This window comes from Bradyrhizobium sp. 613_E4_N2_2 (assembly GCF_052075995.1).
GTDB lineage: Bacteria > Pseudomonadota > Alphaproteobacteria > Rhizobiales > Xanthobacteraceae > Bradyrhizobium > Bradyrhizobium barranii.
Genome location: NZ_CP197234.1, coordinates 2,245,069 through 2,266,927, shown reverse-complemented (window position 1 = coordinate 2,266,927; position 21,859 = coordinate 2,245,069). Strand labels below are relative to the sequence as shown.

Genomic DNA, 21,859 nt, shown 5'->3' with positions numbered 1-21,859 from the left:
ATGTCCACCTTCTTCACCTCCCGCCTGTTCTTCATCTCGGTCGCGCTCGTCATCATCGCGGCGACGCTGCCGCTCTACGTCTCCGGCTACGTGCTCGGCCTGCTCACCGTCGCGTTCTATTTCGGCGTGTTCGCGATGGCCTGGGACCTGCTGTTCGGCTTCGCAGGCGAGGTCAATTTCGGGCCCACCTTCCTGATCGGCGTCGGCGCCTACACGGCCGGCATTCTCAACGCCCAGTTCGGCTGGTCGGTTTATCTCTGCATCGTGCTGGGGGCACTGGCCTCCGTCATCGCGGGCCTCGTGCTGGCGTTGCCGGCTTTGCGCGTGCGCGGGCCGTATTTCGGCCTGACCACGCTGGTCGCGGTGTTGATGTTGCAGAATTTCATCGTGGTGTTCGCCGATCTCACCGGCGGCGAGATCGGCCTGACCATCCCCGACGTCATCACCATCAACGCCGGCGCCAACTACTGGATCGCGCTCGGCTTCATGACGATCTCGGCGGCGATCCTCTACGGCCTGTCGCAATCGCCGATTGGCCTCGTGCTCCAGGCCAGCGGCCAGGATCCGGTGCAGGCCGGCGCGCTCGGCTTCAACATCGTCAAGCACAAGCTAGCGGCCTTCATCGTCAGCGCGTTCTTCTCGGGGCTATCAGGCGCGCTGCTGGTGTTCTATTTCGGCACCGCCTCGGTCGGTACCGTCGTCGACGTCGCGGTCGGTGTGAACGTGATCGTCTCGGCCGTGCTCGGCGGCCGGCGCACCGTGCTTGGCGCCGCGCTCGGCGCGATCTTCCTGATCGTCGCCGGCGAATTCCTAAGGCCGACCGGCGAGCTCGCGACCTTCATCGTCTCGGCGGTCGCGTTGCTCGTCGTGCTGTTCTTCCCCGGCGGCTTCCTCGGAGCGGCCCTCTCACGTGAGGCGCGCTCGTGATGGATATGATCGCAAACCGGGCCGTGCTCGACGTCCGCGGCCTGACAAAACGCTTTGGTGGATTGACGGCGGTGAAGAACCTCGGCTTCGAGGTCAACGCCGGCGAGATCTTCGGCCTGATCGGGCCGAACGGCTCCGGCAAGTCGACCGCGATGAAGAGCGTGATGGGCATCGAACGCCCGACATCGGGCGAGGTCATCTTCGAGGGCGAGAACGTCGCCGGCCTGCCCGCGCACAAGATCGCGCGCAAAGGCTTTGGCATGGTGTTCCAGCACTCGCGGCCGCTGAACCGGCAGACGGTGCTGGAGAACATCATGGTCGCGCTGTTGCCGGACAGCCTGTTCATGCTGTTTCCCGACAAGTCGCTCGTCGAGCGCGCCAAATGGATCGCCGACCGCGTCGGGTTGGGCAGCGTGATGAACCGCCGACCGCCGACGCTGCCTTTCGCCGATCTGCGCCGGCTCGAGCTCGCCAAGGCGATCGCGCGTGACCCAAAGGTCGTGCTGGTGGACGAGCCCTTTGCCGGGCTGACGCGGGCGGAGGTCGACGTCTTCTCCGACCTGATCCGCAGCTTTCGCGACGAGGGCCGCGCCGTGATGCTGGTCGACCACAACGTCAAGAGCGTCGCCGCGCTGGTCGACCGCGTGCTCGCGATGTATCTCGGCGAGGAGATCGTCACGGGCAAGGCCGACGAGGTCATGAAGAACGAGACGGTGCGCCGGGTCTATCTCGGCGGCGCCATCGAGACCCATGCGCGGCCCGAGACCAGCTTCAAGGACAAGGTGCCGCTGCTCCGGGTCGAGAATGTCAGCGTGTTCTACGGCAAGGCGCAGGCGCTGGAGAACGTCTCGATCCACGTCCACGAGGGCGAGTTCGTCTCCGTCGTCGGCCTCAACGGCGCCGGAAAGACCACGCTGTTCAACACCATCTCCGGCTTCCTGCCCTATAGCGGCGAGATCGTGCGCGGCGGCGACAGACTGCGCGGCACGAGCCCTGCAAAGATCGCGCGCAGCGGCCTCGTGCAATGCCCGGAATCGCGCGAGCTGTTCGGCGAGATGAGCGTGCGCGAAAACCTCGATCTCGGCGGCCAACATCTCTCCGACGACAAGCGCGCCGCGCAGCTCGCCTGGCTGTTCGAGCTGTTCCCGATCCTGAAGGAGCGCCAGGGCCAGATGGCACAAACGCTCTCCGGCGGCGAGCAGCAGATGCTCGCGATCGGCCGCGCATTGATGATGCAGCCGCAGATCCTGATCCTGGACGAGCCGACGCTGGGCCTCGCTCCCGTCATTCTCGAGCAATTGTCGAAAGCGCTGACGAAGCTGCGGCAGACCACCGCGATCACGGTGTTGCTCGGCGAGCAGAACGTCACCTTCGCGCTACCGCATGCCGACCGCGTCTATGTGCTGGAGCACGCCCGCATCGTCTGGGAGGGCGATCCAGGCCGCTTCGCCGCGGAGGCCGGCGCCGATTTTCTCTAATTCGCGCGTATCAATAACAAAACAAGCAAAGGGAAACGACCATGCGACCATCGACGAATCCAAGCAGCAGCTTCCTTCTCGCCTCGGCGCTGGCCCTGTGCCTCGCCGCGCCCGCCTACGCGCAGTCGAACGATCCGATCAAGATCGGCGTCATCGCCGAAGTGCAGTCGATCGCCGGTGCCGCTACGCCCGGCGGCGCGCAGATCGCTGCCGACGAGATCAATGCCAAGGGCGGCATTCTCGGCCGCAAGGTGGAGATCGTCACCTATGACAACAAGAGCTCGTCGGCCGACTCGGTGCGCGCGTTCCAGCGCGCGGTGAGCGAGGACAAGGTGTCGGCCGTGATCGCGAGCTATATCAGCGAGGTCGTTCTCGCGCTCGAACCTTGGGCGGCGCGGCTGAAGATGCCGCTGATCACGCCGGGCGCCGCCTCGAACGAGATCACCAAGGCGATCCACAACGACTACGAGAAGAACAAGTACACTTTCCACGGCTATCTGACCTCGGCGGCCCAGGCCCAGCTCGTCTGCGACGCCGCCAAGGATCTCCTGGTCGACAAGCTCAAGTTCAAGACGGTTGCGATCATGAGCGAGGACGCGGCCTGGACCAAGCCGCTCGACGTCGGCTACGAGGCCTGCCTGCCCAAGGCGGGCCTGAAGGTCGTGGAGCATGTGCGCTTCTCGCCCGATACCACCGACTTCACGCCGATCTTCAACAACATCGAGGGCAAGAAGCCTGACGTGATCGTGACCGGCATCTCGCATGTCGGCGTGCAGCCGACGGTGCAGTGGAAGAACCAGCAGGTGCCGATCCCGATGTTCGGCATCAGCGCGCAGGCGCTGAGCCCGACCTTCTGGAAGGACACCAATGGCGCCGCAGACGGCGTGCCGTCGCTGGCAGTGGCAACACCCGATGTTGCCGTGACCGCCAAGACAAAACCGTTCGCGGCCGCCTTCAAGGCCAAGTTCGGCACGCCGCCGGCCTATACCGGCTACACCGCCTATGACGAGGTCTACTTCATCACCGAAGCGATCAAGCGCGCGAGCTCGACCGATCCCGACAAGATGGTCGCTGAACTGGAGAAGACCGACTACGAGGGCACGATCGGCCGCATCCAGTTCTACGGCAAGGACGACGAGTTCACCCACGGCATCAAGTCCGGTCCCACGACCGTGTCCGGCCTCGTCTTCCAGTGGCAGGACAGCAAGCAGGTCGTGGTCTGGCCCGAGAAGATCGCGGAAGGCAAGCTGAAGTTTCCCGCCTTCGTGAAGCTGTCGCAGTAACCGGCTCGTCCCGGCATCAGGCCCACCGCTCATTCGCGAGCGGTGGGCTTTTTCTTGTCCTTCGGGAAACATGCTGCGCCGCGGCCGGCCGTAGCGACCTTGGGTCACGTTGACGTTTTGCCGCCACCTCCGCCATCTACCCCGCCGGTGATGAAGCGGAGCATCTCAGATGGACGCAGGCATCTCTCCCGGACAATCCCCGGCACCCCAAGATTTTGCCCAGATCTTCAGGCTGATCGGTGGGTACCGCATTTCGCAGGCCCTGCGCGTTGCCGTCGAGCTTGGCATTCCGGATCACCTGGCGGCAGGCCCGCGCCATTGCGACGATCTGGCGACAACGACCGGAAGCCATGCTCCGACCCTTTACCGGCTGCTTCGCTTCCTGGCCGGTGCCGGCCTGCTCGACGAGACGTCTCCGAAGCAGTTTGCGCTGACACCGCTTGGGTCTACCCTCCGCGCCGATATCCCGGCTTCGATCTGTCCGGTGGTGCGGCTATGGCTCAGCGAGTCGCACTGGCAATCCTGGAGCCATCTTCTGCACTCTGTACAGACCGGCCAGCATGCCTTCGATCACGCACACGGGACCGGGGTCTTCGACTATTTGCGCGAGGACACCGAGCTCTCTGCGATTTTCAACGCGACGATGACAACCAGCTCCGCCCGGTTGGCCACCGCGCTGCTCAAGCACTACGATTTTCACCGGATAGGCCGCATCGTCGACGTAGGCGGCGGACATGGCTTCACGCTCACAACGATTCTGGCCGATCACCCGACCATGAAAGGCGTGCTGTTCGACCTTCCCGATGTCGTAGCCGGTGCTTCTCTTGAGGCGATTGGAGGCAGGAACCGATGTGAGATCATCGGCGGGAGCTTCTTCGAAACCATTCCGGCAGACGCAGACGCCTACATCCTCAAGCAGATCATCCATGATTGGGACGACGATCAATCGCTGGCGATCCTGCGAAATGTTCGCGCGGCAATGCCAGGACATGCTCGGGTTCTGCTGATCGAACGACGGATCGAGCCAGATCATCGCGACGCCATGCGCGTGCTCCATATCGACATGGAGATGCTGGTCAATGTCTCCGGCATGGAGCGCACCGACGCCGAATATCGATCCCTGCTGGAGCAGGCCGGATTCCGATTGGCGAGGGTGGTGCCGTTGCTCGACGGCGCAGGCTTTGCGGTATTCGAGGCGATGCGCTCCGACACGAACTGAGATCGGGCAGATCGCTCGATGCAGTCCGTCTTCGCAGTTGCGTTCTGCGCCATGACCCGCCTATCGACCTTTCGCCATGTTGACTTTCCATCGTCCCGCTCCCCATAATTCGTAAAAAAATAACAAGACCAATCAACAGACGGGTTTTGAGGGAGGATAGGATGCCGACTTCACGCAGGCAGTTGCTGAAGAGCTCGGCGGCTGCCGCCGCCGCACTCAGCCTCGATTGGACCCGGGCCCAGGCGCAAGCCGAGAATTTGCGCATCGGCCTGATCTACGACCTCACCGGCCCGTTCGCGGCGGGCGGCTCGGTCGCCTCGTCAATCGGCGCGCAGATCGCGATCGATCTCGTCAACGAAAAAGGCGGTGTCGGCGGCAAGACCAAGATTGCTCCGGTCGCCGCGGATTCCCAGAGCAAACCCGACGTTGCGATCAACGAGGCCGAACGCCTGATCAGTCAGGAGAAGATCGACATCATCAACGGCGTCTATGCGAGCTCGCATGCGGTGCCGCTCGCGGCCAAGGTCGAGCAGCAGAAGAAGATCCTCTGGATCACGACCGCGGTCTCGACCGCCGTGTTCAAGGACAAGAATCTGCAATACGTGTTTCGCGCGCAGATCCATTCCGACCAGTATGGCCAGGCCTTCGCGAGCTTCCTCGCCGAGCATGCGCAAGGCAAGCTCGGTATGGATCCGAAGGACGTCAAGGTCGCGCTGATCCACGAGGACGGCCCGTATGGCGTCGGCGTCGCGGCGGCCGACGAGGCCTACGCCAAGCAGGCCGGCATCCAGGTGGTGCTGCGCGAAGGCTACTCCGCCTCGGCGCCCGACCTCTCGGTGCTGGTCACGAAAATCAAGCGCGCCAAGGCCGACGTGATCTCGCATGCCGGTTACAACCCCGACATCACCCTGTTCCTGCGGCAGGCGCGCGAGAGCGGATTGCGCTTCAAGATGCTGTTTGGCGCCGGCGCCGGCTACAGCCAGCTCGACAAGCTGCGCGCGACCTTCGGCGCCGACATCGACAATTTCTGCAACATCGACCCGGTGCCGGCGCAATTGCTCGATCCCGCAAAGCTCGCGCCGGGCATCGGCGATCTGACCAACGCCATGGTCACGCGCTACAAGGCCAAGACCGGTGCAACCGAAGTGCCGCCGCATTGCTCGATGGGCTTCAACCAGACCTGGGTGCTGCTCAACAACGTGCTGCCGGTCGCCAAGGAGAAATACGGCAGCTTCGATCCCGAGGCCATCCGCAAGGCCGCGCTCGACGTCGACATTCCCGCCGGCGGCACCATCCAGGGCTACGGCGTCAAATTCTTCCCGCCGGGCACGCCGCTGTCCGGCCAGAACGAACGCTCGACGCCGGTCGTGATGCAGAACGCCGGCGAGCGCATCTCGGTGGTGTGGCCGACGAACATCCGCACGCAGGACCCGGTGTTTCCGCTGCCGAAGGGTTCGACCTACGGGGCGTGAGGTGATGCGGACGGTCTCTTCCCCTCTCCCCTTGTGGGAGAGGGTGGCTCGCCGCGTAACGGCGAGGCGGGTGAGGGGTTATCTCCGCAAGCAAATCTCTTACGTTCGAACTCGTGGAGAGAGACCCCTCATCCGGCGCTCCGCGCCACCTTCTCCCACAAGGGGAGAAGGGATGGCAGCGTGCCTGCGGTCTCTTCAGCGGCCCTACAACACCACCCGCCGTCCCTCCTCCGCGGCCCAGTAGCCCGCGTAGTTCACCTTGATCGTCTCATACGCCAGCGCCAGGTCCGACAGCGGCTGCCTCCCGCTCGCGGCGCATTCCATGAAATCCTGGATCTCCTGGAGATAGCCGCGTGTCCACTCCTCCTCGAGGCAGACATATTGCCAGCCGGTTTTACGATCGACCTTCTCGGTGATGTAGACACTGGCGAGCTTCTCTTCGCTGGTCTGGTAGCTCATCAGATGCGTGTTCGGGGTGATGTTGGCGAACAGCGAACCGCCCGAGGTGTAGGTCTCGATCAGATTGCGGACGCCGCCCATGATCATGTCGCCGGAAAACACGGTCGCCTTGGTGCCGTCGGAGAAGGTCGCCGTCAGCGTGCCCCAATCCTCGACATCGACCGGATTGGCCTTGATGTAGGTGCGCTCCTCGGGCTTCAGGACGGCCGTGACGTTGCCGACATCGCCGGTGACGCTGGCGACGCGGATGGTTTCGCCGCGCGCCTTGGCCTCCACCTGCTTGAGATAAAGCACGGCCGAGAGCGGATGGCAGCCCATGCGGATCAGCGAGCCGCCGCCGGTCATCGCCCATTGCGCGGCATGCGCGGCGTGCGAGCCGGAATGACTCTCCTCGCCCTTCATGAACAGGATCTTGTCTTTGGTCGCCCTGATGATCTCCGCGGTCTTGGTCACCGCGGGCGCGTAGATCCAATCCTCCGCATACATGAAAAGCTTTCCGGTGCGCTCGATTGCGGCGCGGGTCGCGTCCATCTCCTCCAGCACCCGCTCATACATCAGCGCCTTCGGTACATGCTTGCCGATCGGCTGCGCGTCGCCTGCCCGGCCGAAATAGCCGGCGAACGGCTTTTCGCAGATCACGTGCTTGCCGGCCTGCATGCTGGCGACAATCATGTCGGCATGGAGATTGGGCGGGGTGCAGATGTCGATGACATCGAGCTCGCGGTCCGCGATCAGTTCGGCGAAGCTGCGATAGACCCGCGGAATGCCATGGCGGCCGGCGAATTCAACGACATGATCGCCGCGCGCCGCGACCGCCGCGACCTCGACATCCACACCGTAGACGCGGCGGAACGCATACATGTGCAGCTCCGACACGAAGCCGCAGCCGACAAGCCCCACCCGAATCCTGGCCATAGCACCCCCCTTAGCCTTGCGTTGGGCGGCACTATAGCGCGACGGCCAGCCTATTCCACCGAGACCCGCACCACGCCGGCGCTCATCATGCCGAGCGCTTTGGCCGCCGGCACCGAGAGATCGACGATCCGGCCGCGGATAAACGGGCCGCGATCATTGACGCGGCACTGAATCGACCGGCCACCGTAGGACACCGTCAGCACGCTGCCGAACGCGCGCGTGCGGTGAGCGCAGGTCAGTTCGCCGCCCTTACCGGCTTTTCCGTAACCGTAGTATGAGGCAAGCCCGCTTTCGGCTTGCGCGACAGAAAATGCAGAAAGCGAAAAAGTGGCCAGACTGAAGAATAACGTCGTCTGCGTTCGCACGGCACCGCTCCCGGTTGCCCTGCCCGGCGCTGCAAACGTCGATTTGTTCCGGTAAGTTCCAGGAACACTGCCGGGCGCGCCCGGCAGTGCCATCACACATTGTTACTGTTTATGGAACACCAGCGTGCGGACCTCGATGCTTTCGCGCGGCGCCGCATCGGCCGGCGTGGTCGGATCGACGAAGGCGGTATGCGGCCCGAACCGGGTGCGGCCGTCGGTTGCGGAATCGTAGCACTTGAGCAGCAGCGCCTCGTCCGGCGTCATCTCCGGAAAATAGAACCAGCGGTGGTTCGGATTGTACTTCACCGAATAGGTCTCGCCGCGGCGATTGGGATAGATCAGATCGGAGGCGACGAGATCGTCGGGCGCGACCGTCGTGCCGTCGGCCATCGCCAGCGGTGAATCGCGCAAGGGTCCGCGGATCGGCCGCCAGAGGTTGATCACCTGCACACGGCCTTTCAACAGCGCGTCGGCTTCGTCGGGCAGATGCTCGCGCACACGGTTGGCGCCGGAGACGACGGTCTGGTCGACATGGACACGCGTCGCAGGCTGGCGCGGGCCACCGTCGCGAATATCCGCCGCCCCCTCGACACGCCTGCGCACGGTGTGATCGAAAATGAAGACGCGATCGGCCTTCAGCGTCGCCCGCAAAAAGGCCTCGACGGCGGGATAGTAGACCGCCCGTATTTCCTCGTCGTTGTAAAAATCCTTCACCAGCGTCGGGTGACGCACCAGCGCAAAGCCCTCGCGATCGAGCGAGAAATTGTCCGCGATCAGGCGCGCATCGAAGATCGGGACCTGATGCGGCTCCGGCAACGACGTGCTCTTGGGCTCGCCCGGCGGCGGATCGAAAGCATAGGTGCGCGGTTTGCCGGAAACCGGCGCGAGGTAGTTGAGTTCAGCAGTGACGAAGGGAAGCGATTCGATTTTTGTTTCTTGCAGGCCCATGGCCGGTCTCCCGATGTGGTCGTCTGTGTGATTTTTGACGGAGTGCGGCGTGCTGCAAGGGAGGCGATGCAAATAGCAATGGGGCTGTTGTCGGCGGTGAGGAACGCAGAAGAAATGTTTCGAGGGTAACCCGGCGTACGCTACTCCCCTTCTCCCGTTGTGGGAGAAGGTGGCGCGAAGCGCCGGATGAGGGGTATCTCTCCGCGAACTCAATAGTGAGAGGTGAGTACGCGGAGAGATACCCCTCACCCGTCTCGCCGCTATCGCGGCGAGCCACCCTCTCCCACAAGGGGAGAGGGAAAGCGCCGCGTCCGGTTCACGAGTGGCTTACAACCCCGCCTTGGCGATCGCGTCCGCAAACGAGCGGTCTACGATCTCGGTCGCATCGAGCTTCTGCTTGATCAGGCCCCAGCGGAAATAGAGGTCGATCGTGCTCTGCTCGTCCGCGACCACGCCGTCGTCGATCGGGGCAATGCGGATCTTTGCGCGCCACAGCCAGTTCTGCGGCACGGCGGTCGGGATGTTCATCAGCTTGCCCCAGGTCGCGGCATAGCTGTCGACGTTGCTGAGCGACCACGCCCGCGCAGCCGTAAGGCGCCGGATGAAGTCCGTCAGCTCCGCGCGCTTGTCGCGGATCGCGTCGGGCCGTGCGACCTGGAAGCTCAGCCCCGGCGTCAGGCCCTCCGAGGTGATGACGCGGCGCGATTTGAACAGCACCTCTTCCTGGCTCACATAGGGCTCCCACGTCGACCAGGCATCGACCGAGCCTTGGGTGTAGGCGATCTTGGCATCGGACGGCGCCAGGAACGCGATCTGCACGTCGCTCGCAGCCCAGCCGTTCTTCTCGAGCGCGGCAAGGATCAATTGATGACCGATCGAGCCGCGACCCGTCGCGATCTTCTTGCCGCGCAGGTCCGCGAAGCTCTTGATCGGCGAATTCTCGGGCACGAGGATCGCGAGCCCCTCGCGGGTCTGACGGATCGCCGCGATCGCCTTCACCGGCGCGCCGGAGGCGGCGGCGAAGGTGAAGGGTGCATCGCCCACGATACCGGTCTCGATCGCGCCGGCGCTGAGCGCTTCCAGCAGCGGTGCCGCCGCCGGAAACTCCTTCCACTCGATCTTGTACGGGACGTCCTTGAGCACACCTGCCGCTTCCATCACGGCCTGCGAGTTGCCCTTCTGGTCGCCAACGCGCAAGGTGGTTTGCGCCGCCACGAGCTCCAACGAGCCGAACAGCAGCGCACCGGCCAGCATGAGACGGATCATTCCGCCGCCTCGCCGCGAACGGCCTGGCGCTTGGCGACCAGCTCGCGCGTCAGCGGGATCAGCTCGCGGCCATATTCGATGGCGTCGATCAGAGGATCGAAGCCGCGGATCAGGAAGTGGCTGATGCCGAGATCGTAATAGTCGCCGAACACTTCGGCGACTTGCTCGGGCGTGCCGACCAATGCGGTGGTGTTGCTGTTGGCGCCGGTGAGCTTTGCGATCTCGGTCCAGAGCCGCTTGTCGATGCGGCTGCCCTGGTCGGCGAGCGAGAGCAAACGACGCGCACCCGCTGTGGCATGGCCGTCGGCCGGCTTGCGGTAGCCGGTCTTGTCCTGGAGCGCGGTGGCGCGCGCCAAAATCTCTTCCGCCTTCTCCCAGGCCTGCTTCTCGGTCGGGGCAATGATCGGCCGCACCGAGAGGCTGAAACGCGGCGTCGGCCGTCCCTGACGAACCGCCGCGTTGTGGACGCGGGAGGTGACGTCGCGCACCTGGGCATAGGATTCACCCCACAGTGCAAAGGTGTCGGCATGCTTGCCGGCGACCTCGATCGCCGCATCCGAAGCGCCGCCGAAGTAAGTCCGGATGCCCTCGGGACGATACGGCTTCACCTGCGAGAATGCGTTCTCGACCTGGTAGTACTTGCCCTTGTAGGTGAACGGCCTGTCGCTGGTCCATTCCAGCTTGAGGACATCGAGGAACTCGGAGGTCCGGGCATAACGCTCGTCTTTGTCGTCGAGCGTGTTGCCATCCTGCCGAAGCTCGGTCGCGTTGCCGCCGGTGATAGCATGCAGAGCGACCCTGCCGCGGGAAAACTGGTCGAGCACGGCGAACTGGCGCGCCAGCAGCGTCGGCGCGGTGAAGCCCGGCCGCTGCGCGATCAGCACATTGAGGCGGTCGGTGACGCCCAGCACGTGCTGAGCAATTTGGAGCGCGTCCGGCGTCGTCGAATGAAACGCCAGCAGGGCGCGGTCAAAGCCGGCATTCTCATGCGCCTTCGCCACCGTCTCGATATGGGTGGGGTTGAGGACCGGCCCCTCGCGGACGACGATCTCGGACGAATTGTTGTTGCTGATGAAGCCGATGAACTCGATCGACATGATCGTCTCCCTGTTTGTTGTCCTGAAAGCTAGAGGCCCAATGCGGCACGGCCGAGGCCGGTGCGCGTGGCATCGTCCTGCGGCGTGTGCACGCGGCCGCACAGGACGTCGCGATAGTGCCTCTCCAGCGGATTGGTGCGGGACAGGCCGTGATTGCCGGTCAGCGATAGTGCATCCTCGACCACGGCGACGGCGTTGTTGGTCACCGTCAGCTTGATCACGTTGGACTCGCCGGTGGAGAGAGCGACGCCTTCGTCGAAGTCGCGGGCGAACGTCTCGATCAGCCGTGCATTGACTGCGAGCCTGGCCTCGATGGCACCGAGGATCTCCTGCGCCCGTGGCAAGGTCGCAAGCGGCGCGCCGAGGCTGGCGGGGACGCGCTGCTTCAGGAACTGGACGAACCAGTCGCGCGCGGCGCGGGCAATGCCGTCATAGATCGCGGCGACGAACACCGTGTGGACCGTCGCCTGCGCAACGTCGGGCGCACGCCACTCCTGGGGATTGCGGACATCGACCTCCGCATCAAGCGGGATCACGACGTCGTCGAAGATGACGTCGTGGCTGCCGCTGGCGCGCAGGCCGTGATGATCCCAGGTCTCGACGATGCGCGTGCCAGGCAGACCGGCCGGCACCAGGAACTGACCGACGCGCGGTTCGGCTTCGTCCGTCCGCGCCCAGACCAGATACCATTTCAGGATCGGCGATCCCGTCGAATAGATCTTGTGACCGGTCAGGCGCCAGCCGGTCTCGGTGCGCCGCGCGATCGTCGCCGGCAGGCCGCCGCGCGCGGGCGAGCCGAGTTCGGGCTCGACGCGGAGCGCATTGACGAGCGCGAGGCCCTCGACGCTCTCACGCGCAAGCTTGCGCGACAGCTTCGCCGGCCAGGTCGGGCTGCGCCCCATCACCAGATGGTTGATGTAGTGCATCGACAGCACCAGCGCGGTCGAGGAATCGGCCTTGCCGATGATCCCGATGACCCGCGCGGCATATCGTGCGCCCGCTCCGGCCCCGCCATGAACGGCCGGCACCGTCAGCGACAGCAGGCCCGCCTCGGAGAGCTCGCGAAAATTCGCGAAGGGAAAGCTGCCGGCGCGATCATGCTCGGCTGCACGCGCAGCAAAGCCTTCGGCCAGCGCCTCGGCGCGCGCGATGTAGTCGGGCTCGCTATGGGCTGCCCGTCCGTGAGCAACAGAAGTCACCATGTGGCATCCAACCCCAACAAGCCGAGAATCTGACGGCGCAAATCCGCAAGATACGGATCGCCGCGATGGCGAGAATAGGGTCGGTCGACACGGATGTCGGCCTTCACCCGCGCCGGGCGGTCGCTGAACACGATGACACGGTTGGCGAGCACCAGCGCCTCCTCGGCGTCGTGCGTCACCAGCAACGTGGTAAAGCCCTTGCGCTGCCAGAGCGAGACGAGCTCGGCCTGCATGGTGATGCGGGTCAGCGAGTCGAGCTTGCCGAGCGGCTCGTCGAGGATCAGGATTTTTGGATCATTCACGAGCGCGCGGGCGAGCGCGACGCGCTGCGCCATGCCGCCGGAGAGCTGATGCGGATAGGCATTGCGGAACGACGACAGACCAACGAGATCGAGCGCGTCATCGACACGCTTCCGCTGGCTCTTCAAAATGCCCTGGGCCTCGAGGCCCAGGGCGACGTTGTCCCAGACCGACCGCCAGGGAAAAAGGGTCGGATCCTGGAACACGACGACGCGCGAGGGATGCGGACGGGTGATGCGCACCTCGTCCTCGCGGAGCGTTCCGGCCTTGGGCTTGTCGAGGCCCGCGACGAGCCGGAGCAAGGTCGACTTGCCGCAGCCGGAGGGGCCGAGCAGCGCGACGAACTCGCCCGGCTCCACGGAGATGCTGACGTCGCTGAGAACAGGCAGCTCAGTGCCGTCGATGTCGAAGGCGTGGCTGACCTGCTCAATGTCGAGCGCGGCGCCGGCGGCCGGCGGGGGCGCGATTTCGGCCAGTGCGGTTGCGGCTACCATTTCACGGTCCCCTTCTGCCAGACCAGCAGGCGATCGCGGATGGCGAACAGCAGCGTGATGGCGCCGGAGCAGAGCAGCGACATCACGATCAGCGCCGCATACATGTTGGCGTAGGCGGCCCAGCCCTGCGCCCATTGCAGGTACCAGCCGAGCCCGGCCTTCACGCCGATCATCTCGGCCACGACGAGCACGGCGAAGGACGAGCCGAGGCCCATGAACAGGCCGACGAAGACGTGCGGGAGTGCGGCGGGGATCGCGACCTTCAGCACCAGGAAGGACGGCTTTGCGCCGAGCGTGCGTGCGACGTCGTAATAGGCGTTGCTGACGCTTGCGACGCCGGACCAGGTCAAGACGGTGACCGGGAAGCCGGTCGCCAGCGCGATCAGGAAGGTCGAGGCGCTCCAGCTCGACGGAAAGGTGAAGAAGGCAATCGGCAGCCAGGCGGTCGCCGGGAGCGGCCCGATGAAGCGCAGCACCGGATGCACCCAATAGCCGACCGCGCGCGACCAGCCGATCGAGACGCCGGTCAGGAAGCCGACCGTGGCGCCGATCAGATAGCCGCCAAGCTGCAGCTTGACCGAGGCGAAGACGCTGTCGAGCAGCTTTGGCAAATCGTCGGTATAGACCTCGATGATCGACTGCGGCGGCGGGAAGAACGGCAGCGGCAGCCACGCAAACTTTGCGGTCGCAACCTCCCACAACGTCAGGAATGCGCCGAGCGCCACGAGCCAGGGCGCGCGCTGGCGCAAGGCCTTACCGGCGGAGCCGAGGTAGTCGGCGCCGACGGTGCCGAACAAGGCGATTGCGGCAACGATGAAGGCGGCGATGCCGAGCGAGTGCGTCCGCGACCAGTCGCCGACATCCTCCCACCACAGGCAGGACAGGCCGAACGCGATCCACGCGACGCTCGCGAGAACGCCGACGCCGGATTCCCGGACCCAGCTCGCAAGAACCGGCGCGCGCGAGAGGCGCGGCGCGCCGGAGGCGAGGCCGTCAGACAGCGAATACGTCGACATAGATGCGCTCCGCGAATTTGGCCGTATCGGTGCTCTGCTTGAAGACCTGGACGCTCTTCAAATCGTCGGCATAGGACTTCAGCTCGCGCTTCAACACCTCACCCACGGGATGATGATGGTGGGTATGGTAGCGCACCATGCCCTCGATATCGGCGAGTGATGCCGTCTTCGGCGCATAAGGCTGGAACGACTTCGCCGTTACGGTCGGGTTCTGCGCGGTGAACATCGCGGCATCGAGCAGCGCCTGCGTCAGGGCGCGCGCGACCTGCGGTTCCTCGCGCACCAGGCTGCCGCGCAGGCCGAGGATGCAGCAGCTCTTGTCGCGATATTCGCCGTCGAGATTGGAGGCGACTTCCTTGTACTGACTGTCCTTGAGCCAGAGATAGCCGAGCGGATCGGAGGACAGGAAGGCCTGCACCTCGCCCTTCTCGACGGCGACGTTGAGCAGGTTGCCGGGATAGGCGCGCCAGTCGACATCCTTGACCGGGTCGATACCGAGCTTGGCGAGCTGAATGGAGAAGAAGTTCTTGTCGGGGCCACCGAGGTCGCCGACCGCGACGATCTTGCCCTTGAGGTCGGCGAGCTTGCTCACGTTGGAGTCGGCGCGGGTCAGGACGCGCATGCAGCCGCCATGGGTGCCGGCGGCAATCTTGACGTCAAAGCCCTGCTCCAGCGGCTTCAGCCAACGCAACGCCATGCCGAGCCCGGCATCGCTCTTTCCCGTCGCGATCGCCTCGAGCAGCTGATCGGTCGAGCCGGAATAGTTGATGAGCTCGATGTCGAGATTGTGCTTCTGGAAGAAGCCGTGCTCGATGGCGACGGGCACCGGGGCAAGGCAGACCGCGCCCGCGTTCCAGGAGAGTTTCAGCTTGCGCGGCGCGCCGGTGAGGACGGGGCCATCCGCGGCCGTCCGGCACAGCGGAAACTCAGAGAGATCGACACCGGGCGCGATCGCCTGTGGCGCAAAGGCCTGGGCTGCACCAAAGGCACCAAGCGGCGCGGCGAATGCCGCCGCAAGCCCCGCCTGCAGCAAATGACGCCGGTCGAGGCCCGATCCGCTGCCCTTGTTGTCGTTGCCCATCAGTCCCCGCTCCTGCGCTGGCACAGCTCCGCCATTCACGCAACGTCTCGCGTTGCGCATGTTCCATGTGGAGCTGCGTTGAGAGAATAATTTCGCCGGCGCTTCCCGCGCCGCTTTGATGCGATGCGCAAATCATGCGGCGCGCCCGCCGCATCGTCAATGAAATGGAATTTCGAATGTGGCGCGAAGCGAGGTCATTCTCTCCATCAGCGCATGGGACAGCGATGAAACGATTTTCGTTGCTGCATCATCTTGCAAGGATGCGCCGCGACTCCGCGGCCTGCATCATTCTTACGCATCTCCCGCCGCGCACGCGGTGCGTTCTCGAAAGCGGCGCTACGCTGAAACGTCATTGCCCGACGCATCTAGAATACGGATAGCCATTTCATTGACTGCGCATCGCGCCGTCATAGACTTGATCGTCTCGCTGCATCGCTCGCTCACGCGTCGTGAGCAAAGCAACAAGACAGGCCACATGAGCATCAACTTCGACGACCATTCCATCACACGCCGGCTCGCAGCATCGCTGTTCGCCGCAGCCATCACCTTGTCGACCGCGGCCGCCTCGTTCGCGGCCGACACCGTCGTGCTGCGCGTCGGCGACCAGAAAGGCGGCAACCGTTCGCTGCTCGAAATCTCCGGCTATGCGAAGGACCTGCCCTACAGAATCGAATGGTCGGAATTCCCTGCCGCCGCTCCGATCCTGGAAGCGCTGAACGCCGGCGCGCTCGACGTCGGCTACACCGGCGATCTCTCCTTCCTCTCGGTCTATGCGGCCGGCGCGCCGATCAAGGCGATCGGCGGCACCAGGTCGGATGCGAAGACGCAAGCGATCCTCGTGCGCCAGGATTCGCCGATCAAGTCGGCCGCCGATCTCAAGGGAAAACGCCTCGCCGGCACGCGCGGCGGCTGGGGCCAGTTCCTGATCGACGCGACGCTGGAGAAAGCGCAGATCAAGCTGGAGGACGCGACCTTCGCGCCGCTCGGCCCGGTCGACGCCAAGATCGCACTCGTCGCCGGCTCGATCGATGCCTGGGCCGTGTGGGAGCCCTACGTCTCGTTCGCGACGCTGAAGGACAAGGCCCACGTGATCGCCGACGGCGAAGGCCTGACGCCGACCATCACCTTCATCGTGGCCTCCGACAACGCCATCGCCACCAAGCGCGCGGCGGTGCAGGACCTCGTGCAGCGGCTGAACAAGGCGCGGCTGTGGTCGCTGGATCACATCAGTGAATACGCCAAGAGCACGGCCGAGCTGACCAAACTGCCGGAGGACGTGCTGCTGTCGGCCTACACCGCGCAGCGCACCAGCCCGATCGTGATCGACCAGAACGTGGTGAAGGAGGTGCAGGAAGCCTCCGACCGCTCGACGCGCTACGGCATCCTGCCGAAGACGCTCGATGTGAGCAAAGCCGTCGACCGCAGCTTTACAGCCGTGGCCGCGGGGTCAAACTAGCGCGGGGCGCGGCGGGATGCGCAAGTCCAGCCTCAAGGCCGGCCCGTTGCACCTCGCCGCGATCGTGCTCGCGCATTTCGCCTGTATGAGCCTGATCGTGTGGCTCTCGCTCTAGGCCTGCAAGACCGTCACCAGTATCCGCCATAATAGCCCCGGTACGGCCGGTAGTAGCCGTAGCGAGGGCCGTAGTATGGACGATAGGCCCGATAGCCGTAGTAGCGGGGACCAGCGTAGTAGCCACCATACCCATAGCTCGGCCCATAGCCGCCGTAATAGGCCGGCGCATAACCATAGCCGTAGCCCGGCCCATAACCATAACCGCCGTAATACGGACCGCCGCCATAGTAACCATAGGGCGCGCTGCTCGCGATGGCGCCGCCGATAATGGCTCCGGCGAGGAGGCCTCCTGCGCCCCATCCCCAGCCTCCTCCGCCCCAGCCACGGCCGCGCCAATACACCGGGGTGACATCGTCACCGACGGCGGCCTTCTTGGTCGCGACGTTGGTCGGCAGCGGAGCCGCTGCCGCCTGCTCGATTTGGCCGGCCATCACCGCGCCCGCCAGCGAACAGGCAATTGCGGTTTTCCAGATACTCATCGTCTTGCTCCCTGTCTGACGTTTCGTTTGGAAAAGGATCGCAAGGCCATGATCGGGCATCCTTGCCCCAAGTCAAAGCCTCCGAAAGTCACAGCCTGCATTGCGTGCACCGCACAAGAATACAAGCGCATGCCTCGATTGTGGTCCGGCCAACGCCGGCGCCCGCACGGAAATGACACTGGTGCGACGGAGCCGGGGCCACAGCAAAGCATTAAGCTTCCCGTGCGTTCGCAACCAACAAGCACCTTCCCGATTTACTATTCGTACCGTTACTATCGGTTCCAACGTGCGCGGCCGGGAGGCTTCTCGCAAAGCGCCAGAGTCGTGGGAGGATGACATGAGTGCCGCGAGACCCGAGCCGCTTGCCCGTCAGGCGCTGGCGTTCGTCCTGGCCGGCGGACGCGGCAGCCGGCTCCTGGAACTGACCGACCGGCGCGCCAAGCCCGCGGTCTATTTCGGCGGCAAGTCCCGCATCATCGATTTCGCGCTGTCCAATGCGGTGAATTCCGGCATCCGCCGGATCGCGGTCGCGACCCAGTACAAGGCGCACAGCCTGATCCGGCACCTTCAGATGGGCTGGAACTTCTTCCGCCCCGAACGCAACGAGAGCTTTGACATCCTCCCGGCCAGTCAGCGCGTCTCGGAGAACATGTGGTATGTCGGCACGGCGGATGCGATCTATCAGAACATCGACATCATCGAGTCGCACAACGCACGCTTCATCGTCGTGCTCGCCGGCGATCACATCTACAAGATGGACTACGAGGTGATGCTGCGCCAGCATGTCGACAGCGGCGCCGACGTCACCGTCGGCTGCCTCGAGATGCCGCGCGCGGAATCATCCGGCTTCGGCATCATGCATGTCGACGAGAACGGCTGGATCCAGCAGTTCCTGGAGAAGCCGGCCGATCCGCCGCCGATGCCGGGCAAGCCAGACGTCTCGCTCGCCAGCATGGGCATCTACGTGTTCGATACGAAATTCCTGTTCGACCAGCTCAAGCGCGACGCCGAGGATACGAACTCCAGTCACGATTTCGGCAAGGACATCATCCCCTATATCGTCAAGAACGGCCGCGCCATCGCGCATCAATTCTCGACCTCGTGCGTACGCTCGGGCAGCGATCCCCGCGCCTACTGGCGCGATGCCGGCACGGTCGATGCCTATTGGGCGGCCAATATCGACCTCACCGACGTCGTGCCGGAGCTCGACCTGTTCGACCGCGCCTGGCCGATCTGGTCCTATGCGGAGATCACGCCGCCCGCCAAGTTCGTCCATGACGAGGAGAGCCGGCGCGGCCAGGCCGTGAGCTCGCTGGTCTCGGGCGGCTGCATCATCTCCGGCGCCTCGCTGCGCCGCTCGCTGCTGTTCACCGGCGTGCGCGTCAACTCCTACGCCACTGTCGAGAACGCCGTGATCATGCCCTACGTGAACGTCGCCCGCGGCGCTCGCTTGAAGAACGTCGTGATCGACCGCGGCGTCGAAATCCCCGAGGGGCTCGTCGTCGGCGAGGACCCGGAGCTCGACGCCAAGCGCTTCCGCACCACCGAGCAGGGCATCTCGCTCATCACCCAGACAATGCTCGACAGGCTCAATACATGACGCCTGTTCGCGTCCTCGCGGTCGCCTCCGAAGTCTACCCGATCGTCAAGACCGGCGGCCTCGCGGATGTCGCCGGCGCACTGCCGCTTGCGCTGAAGGCGCACGGCGTCGAGATGCGCACGCTGATGCCGGGCTATCCCGACGTGATGCGGATGCTGGGGGGAGCCGGCGAAATCCGGCGCTGGCCGGATTATTTCGGCGGCCCAGGACGCCTGCTCGCCGGCTCGCATCACGGGCTCGATCTGTTCGTGCTCGACGTGCCGCATCTCTATGCGCGGCCGGGCAATCCCTACGTCACTCCCGAGGGCGTCGACTGGCCCGACAATGGCCTGCGCTTCGCTGCGCTGTCACGTATCGCCGCCGACATCGGCCACGGCCTCGTCCCCGCGTTCGTGCCCGATGTGGTGCACGCCCACGACTGGCAGGCGGGGCTTGCGCCCGCTTATCTGCACTATGACAACCGTCCGCGGCCGGGCACCGTGATGACCATCCACAACATGGCCTATCAGGGCAAGTTCACTCCCGAGCTGATCGGTTCGATCGGTCTGCCCTGGGACTCCTTCAACGTTCGCGGCCTCGAATATTTCGGCGGCATCAGCTTCCTCAAGGCGGGGCTTCAACTCGCCGATCGCATCACCACGGTCTCGCCGACCTATGCGCAGGAGATCCAGAGCGATGAAGGCGGCATGGGGCTCGGCGGCCTGCTGCGCGAACGCGCTGATGTGCTGAGCGGCATCCTCAACGGCATCGACACCGACGTGTGGAATCCGCAAACCGATCCGCACATCGCCTACCGCTTCGGCGCGGACGACCTCACGTTCCGGGCCGCGAACAAGGCGGTGCTTCAGCAACAGTTCAATCTCGATTCCTCGGACGAGGCGCCGTTGCTCGGCGTCATCAGCCGCCTGTCCTGGCAGAAGGGGCTCGATCTCCTGCTCGAGGCCATTCCGACCATCTTGGGCGACGGCATGCAGCTCGCACTGCTCGGCAGCGGCGATCGCGATCTCCAGGATCGCTATCAGGCCGTCGCCCGCGCGAACCCCGGGCGGATCGGCGTCGTGATCGGCTATGACGAGATTCTGGCGCACCTGATCCAGGCCGGATCGGACGCCCTCATCGTGCCCTCGCGGTTCGAGCCGTGCGGCCTGACCCAGCTCTACGCGCTGCGCTATGGCGCAGTCCCGATCGTGTCGCGCGTCGGCGGCCTCGAAGACACCATCGTCGACATCGGTGAGGCCGACACATCGGACCGCGACGCGACCGGCTTCAAGTTCGCGCCCGTCACCGTGGAGGCCCTCACCGGCACGCTGCGCAAGGCCAACACCGCCTTCCACAACAAGGCGACCTGGCGCCGGCTGCAATTGAGCGGCCTTGCGACCGACGTCTCCTGGCGCAACCGCGCCGGCGACTATGCCGTGCTCTATCGCGATCTGATGGCGGCGCGCCGGACCTCATGATCACCACCGAATCCATGCTATAGAGCCGGTATGGACCCTTTCGCGATCAAGCTGATCGGCTTTGCCGCCGCAACCTGCACCACCGTCGCCTACGCGCCGCAGTTCATCAAGGTCTGGAAGACCCGCTCGGCGCGGGACATTTCGCTCGGCATGTTCCTGGTCATGGTGCTGGGCCTGGCGCTCTGGCTCATCTACGGCCTGCTCTCTGGCGACGCCCCGCTGGTCGCGGCCAACGCCATCACTATGGTGCTCGCCGGCGGTATCCTGTTCATGAAGCTGAGGTATGGGTGAGGTTGAAGCTGCGTAGAGCGGATTGACGCGTGTACCCATAAGATCCCGGATGTACCTGAAAGGTAACGGTCCTTGATCCAGATCAAGTCAGACTGTTTGTAGCCCGCTGCTTAATTGCCAATATGCCAGGCCGCAGGAGCCGCCTCCGTAGCGGCGCCGGAAACATTCTTCGTCGCTACGACGCCGCCGTAATATGAAGGGGCGGCGACAGACGCATTCTCAACACCGATCTCGCGTTCCCAAGGGGGCGCCTATGAGTAGATCAGAAGCTGACGTCCAAGATCTGCGCATGATGGAAAGATGCCTCGAACTCGCTCGGCAAGGGGTGAAGCAAGGAGAGGTGCCATTCGGCGCCGTAATCGCGTTTCGAGGACAGGTCATCGCAGAAGCGACCAACCACGTTTCATCGGAATGCGACGTGACCCGACACGCGGAACTCGTGGCTCTTTCAGAGGCGCAGAAGATTCTAAGACAAAAGCGTTTGCCGGATTGCACCTTGTATTCAATCGTCGAACCTTGCCCAATGTGTTCTTTCCCGACACGGGAGGCACGGATTGGTCGCGTGGTGTTCGCCATTTCATCTCCGATCATGGGCGGATTTTCGAGATGGGACGTTCTGTCGGACAACAATCTGTCGAGCAAACTGCCTGAGGTCTTCGGACCTGCGCCGGAAATCGTCTCGGGCTTGCTATCTCAAAGGGCCGAGCAGGTGTGGCGCGACTGGAACCCGCTCGCATGGCGATTTATGAGACGACGAGGCTGCTTCGGACGAGCGGCCGAGCAGACTTCGTGCCACGCGGGCGCGCCTCGGCCAACGTTTTCCTGGAACGCGCTGGCGGATATTTTGGCCGCGCCGGCTCTTTCGGTGAGTAACGTCTTCCTGCGCCGACGTGCAGATTCAAACACCATCTCGGACCTGGACAAGCCTGGAGTCTGA

Annotated in this window: 20 protein-coding genes; 10 read left to right on the top strand and 10 right to left on the bottom strand. The window is 64.4% G+C overall.

What is annotated here, in order from left to right; all coding sequences use genetic code 11:
- From AB7290_RS10725 to AB7290_RS10705, 5 genes are all read left to right on the top strand, one after another.
- On the top strand, positions 1-927 hold the full coding sequence (locus AB7290_RS10725; protein ID WP_014493139.1) for a branched-chain amino acid ABC transporter permease: 927 nt from the start codon (positions 1-3) through the stop codon (positions 925-927).
- Positions 927-2,405, top strand: a complete 1,479-nt coding sequence (locus tag AB7290_RS10720; protein ID WP_441253395.1) for an ATP-binding cassette domain-containing protein — start codon at positions 927-929, stop codon at positions 2,403-2,405. Before AB7290_RS10725 ends, AB7290_RS10720 begins: the two co-directional genes overlap by 1 nt.
- Before the next feature lie 41 nt (positions 2,406-2,446).
- Positions 2,447-3,688 (top strand): ABC transporter substrate-binding protein, encoded by a 1,242-nt coding sequence (locus AB7290_RS10715; RefSeq protein ID WP_441253394.1) that lies wholly within the window; start codon positions 2,447-2,449, stop codon positions 3,686-3,688.
- A gap of 169 nt (positions 3,689-3,857) precedes the next feature.
- Positions 3,858-4,907 carry a methyltransferase gene (locus AB7290_RS10710; RefSeq protein WP_441253393.1) on the top strand — a complete coding sequence of 350 codons (1,050 nt, stop codon included), beginning with the start codon at positions 3,858-3,860 and terminating at the stop codon, positions 4,905-4,907.
- 161 nt (positions 4,908-5,068) lie between these two features.
- Positions 5,069-6,379: an ABC transporter substrate-binding protein gene (locus tag AB7290_RS10705; protein WP_208088083.1), complete on the top strand. Its 1,311-nt coding sequence runs from the start codon at positions 5,069-5,071 to the stop codon at positions 6,377-6,379.
- A gap of 204 nt (positions 6,380-6,583) precedes the next feature.
- On the opposite strand, the gene AB7290_RS10700 is transcribed toward AB7290_RS10705, so the two are convergent.
- The 9 genes from AB7290_RS10700 to AB7290_RS10660 all read right to left on the bottom strand — a co-directional run bounded on the left by AB7290_RS10700 (position 6,584) and on the right by AB7290_RS10660 (position 15,522).
- Positions 6,584-7,753 (bottom strand): Gfo/Idh/MocA family protein, encoded by a 1,170-nt coding sequence (locus AB7290_RS10700; protein WP_028154373.1) that lies wholly within the window; start codon positions 7,751-7,753, stop codon positions 6,584-6,586.
- Positions 7,754-7,803: 50 nt separating this feature from the next.
- Positions 7,804-8,118 (bottom strand): septal ring lytic transglycosylase RlpA family protein, encoded by a 315-nt coding sequence (locus AB7290_RS10695; RefSeq protein WP_071910599.1) that lies wholly within the window; start codon positions 8,116-8,118, stop codon positions 7,804-7,806.
- Between the two features lie 102 nt (positions 8,119-8,220).
- Entirely contained in the window at positions 8,221-9,066 is an 846-nt protein-coding gene (locus AB7290_RS10690) for a CmcJ/NvfI family oxidoreductase (protein ID WP_441253392.1), read from the bottom strand.
- Positions 9,067-9,393: 327 nt separating this feature from the next.
- Positions 9,394-10,332, bottom strand: coding sequence for an ABC transporter substrate-binding protein (locus AB7290_RS10685; protein WP_441253391.1), 939 nt, complete (start codon positions 10,330-10,332; stop codon positions 9,394-9,396).
- Positions 10,329-11,429, bottom strand: a complete 1,101-nt coding sequence (locus AB7290_RS10680; RefSeq protein ID WP_441253390.1) for an LLM class flavin-dependent oxidoreductase — start codon at positions 11,427-11,429, stop codon at positions 10,329-10,331. Before AB7290_RS10680 ends, AB7290_RS10685 begins: the two co-directional genes overlap by 4 nt.
- Before the next feature lie 29 nt (positions 11,430-11,458).
- The gene (locus AB7290_RS10675; protein ID WP_441253389.1) at positions 11,459-12,631 is read right to left on the bottom strand and encodes an acyl-CoA dehydrogenase family protein; all 1,173 of its coding nucleotides are present in this window, start codon (positions 12,629-12,631) and stop codon (positions 11,459-11,461) included.
- On the bottom strand, positions 12,625-13,425 hold the full coding sequence (locus AB7290_RS10670) for an ABC transporter ATP-binding protein (RefSeq protein ID WP_441253388.1): 801 nt from the start codon (positions 13,423-13,425) through the stop codon (positions 12,625-12,627). The genes AB7290_RS10675 and AB7290_RS10670 overlap by 7 nt, the downstream gene beginning before the upstream one ends.
- Complete coding sequence (locus AB7290_RS10665) at positions 13,419-14,441, bottom strand: ABC transporter permease (protein ID WP_441253387.1); 1,023 nt, start codon at positions 14,439-14,441, stop codon at positions 13,419-13,421. Before AB7290_RS10665 ends, AB7290_RS10670 begins: the two co-directional genes overlap by 7 nt.
- The gene (locus tag AB7290_RS10660) at positions 14,419-15,522 is read right to left on the bottom strand and encodes an ABC transporter substrate-binding protein (RefSeq protein ID WP_354102706.1); all 1,104 of its coding nucleotides are present in this window, start codon (positions 15,520-15,522) and stop codon (positions 14,419-14,421) included. The genes AB7290_RS10665 and AB7290_RS10660 overlap by 23 nt, the downstream gene beginning before the upstream one ends.
- A 475-nt stretch (positions 15,523-15,997) precedes the next feature.
- On the opposite strand from AB7290_RS10660, the gene AB7290_RS10655 reads away from it, so the two are divergent.
- Positions 15,998-16,978, top strand: coding sequence for an ABC transporter substrate-binding protein (locus AB7290_RS10655; RefSeq protein ID WP_441253386.1), 981 nt, complete (start codon positions 15,998-16,000; stop codon positions 16,976-16,978).
- Between the two features lie 128 nt (positions 16,979-17,106).
- On the opposite strand, the gene AB7290_RS10650 is transcribed toward AB7290_RS10655, so the two are convergent.
- A complete protein-coding gene (locus tag AB7290_RS10650; protein ID WP_441253385.1) occupies positions 17,107-17,574 on the bottom strand; it encodes a hypothetical protein in 468 nt (155 codons plus the stop codon).
- Between the two features lie 337 nt (positions 17,575-17,911).
- On the opposite strand from AB7290_RS10650, the gene glgC reads away from it, so the two are divergent.
- The 4 genes from glgC (at position 17,912) to AB7290_RS10630 (ending at position 21,859) form a co-directional block, all read left to right on the top strand.
- Positions 17,912-19,174 (top strand): glucose-1-phosphate adenylyltransferase, encoded by a 1,263-nt coding sequence (gene glgC / locus AB7290_RS10645; RefSeq protein ID WP_085401567.1) that lies wholly within the window; start codon positions 17,912-17,914, stop codon positions 19,172-19,174.
- The gene (glgA, locus tag AB7290_RS10640; protein ID WP_441253384.1) at positions 19,171-20,631 is read left to right on the top strand and encodes a glycogen synthase GlgA; all 1,461 of its coding nucleotides are present in this window, start codon (positions 19,171-19,173) and stop codon (positions 20,629-20,631) included. The genes glgC and glgA overlap by 4 nt, the downstream gene beginning before the upstream one ends.
- Before the next feature lie 30 nt (positions 20,632-20,661).
- Positions 20,662-20,922 (top strand): SemiSWEET transporter, encoded by a 261-nt coding sequence (locus tag AB7290_RS10635; protein ID WP_028150382.1) that lies wholly within the window; start codon positions 20,662-20,664, stop codon positions 20,920-20,922.
- A gap of 253 nt (positions 20,923-21,175) precedes the next feature.
- Complete coding sequence (locus tag AB7290_RS10630; protein WP_441253383.1) at positions 21,176-21,859, top strand: nucleoside deaminase; 684 nt, start codon at positions 21,176-21,178, stop codon at positions 21,857-21,859.

Bases quoted from the DNA above. Each gene is read 5' to 3' on its own strand.
- AB7290_RS10705 (WP_208088083.1), top strand. From the start codon at position 5,069: ATGCCGACTTCACGCAGGCAGTTGCTGAAGAGCTCGGCGGCTGCCGCC.
- AB7290_RS10690 (WP_441253392.1), bottom strand. From the start codon at position 9,066: ATGGGCCTGCAAGAAACAAAAATCGAATCGCTTCCCTTCGTCACTGCT.
- AB7290_RS10700 (WP_028154373.1), bottom strand. From the start codon at position 7,753: ATGGCCAGGATTCGGGTGGGGCTTGTCGGCTGCGGCTTCGTGTCGGAG.
- AB7290_RS10680 (WP_441253390.1), bottom strand. From the start codon at position 11,429: ATGTCGATCGAGTTCATCGGCTTCATCAGCAACAACAATTCGTCCGAG.
- AB7290_RS10715 (WP_441253394.1), top strand. From the start codon at position 2,447: ATGCGACCATCGACGAATCCAAGCAGCAGCTTCCTTCTCGCCTCGGCG.
- AB7290_RS10670 (WP_441253388.1), bottom strand. From the start codon at position 13,425: ATGGTAGCCGCAACCGCACTGGCCGAAATCGCGCCCCCGCCGGCCGCC.
- AB7290_RS10635 (WP_028150382.1), top strand. From the start codon at position 20,662: ATGGACCCTTTCGCGATCAAGCTGATCGGCTTTGCCGCCGCAACCTGC.
- AB7290_RS10630 (WP_441253383.1), top strand. From the start codon at position 21,176: ATGAGTAGATCAGAAGCTGACGTCCAAGATCTGCGCATGATGGAAAGA.
- AB7290_RS10710 (WP_441253393.1), top strand. From the start codon at position 3,858: ATGGACGCAGGCATCTCTCCCGGACAATCCCCGGCACCCCAAGATTTT.
- glgC (WP_085401567.1), top strand. From the start codon at position 17,912: ATGAGTGCCGCGAGACCCGAGCCGCTTGCCCGTCAGGCGCTGGCGTTC.
- AB7290_RS10725 (WP_014493139.1), top strand. From the start codon at position 1: ATGTCCACCTTCTTCACCTCCCGCCTGTTCTTCATCTCGGTCGCGCTC.
- AB7290_RS10655 (WP_441253386.1), top strand. From the start codon at position 15,998: ATGAGCATCAACTTCGACGACCATTCCATCACACGCCGGCTCGCAGCA.
- AB7290_RS10685 (WP_441253391.1), bottom strand. From the start codon at position 10,332: ATGATCCGTCTCATGCTGGCCGGTGCGCTGCTGTTCGGCTCGTTGGAG.
- AB7290_RS10665 (WP_441253387.1), bottom strand. From the start codon at position 14,441: ATGTCGACGTATTCGCTGTCTGACGGCCTCGCCTCCGGCGCGCCGCGC.
- AB7290_RS10650 (WP_441253385.1), bottom strand. From the start codon at position 17,574: ATGAGTATCTGGAAAACCGCAATTGCCTGTTCGCTGGCGGGCGCGGTG.
- AB7290_RS10720 (WP_441253395.1), top strand. From the start codon at position 927: ATGGATATGATCGCAAACCGGGCCGTGCTCGACGTCCGCGGCCTGACA.
- glgA (WP_441253384.1), top strand. From the start codon at position 19,171: ATGACGCCTGTTCGCGTCCTCGCGGTCGCCTCCGAAGTCTACCCGATC.
- AB7290_RS10660 (WP_354102706.1), bottom strand. From the start codon at position 15,522: ATGGGCAACGACAACAAGGGCAGCGGATCGGGCCTCGACCGGCGTCAT.
- AB7290_RS10675 (WP_441253389.1), bottom strand. From the start codon at position 12,631: ATGGTGACTTCTGTTGCTCACGGACGGGCAGCCCATAGCGAGCCCGAC.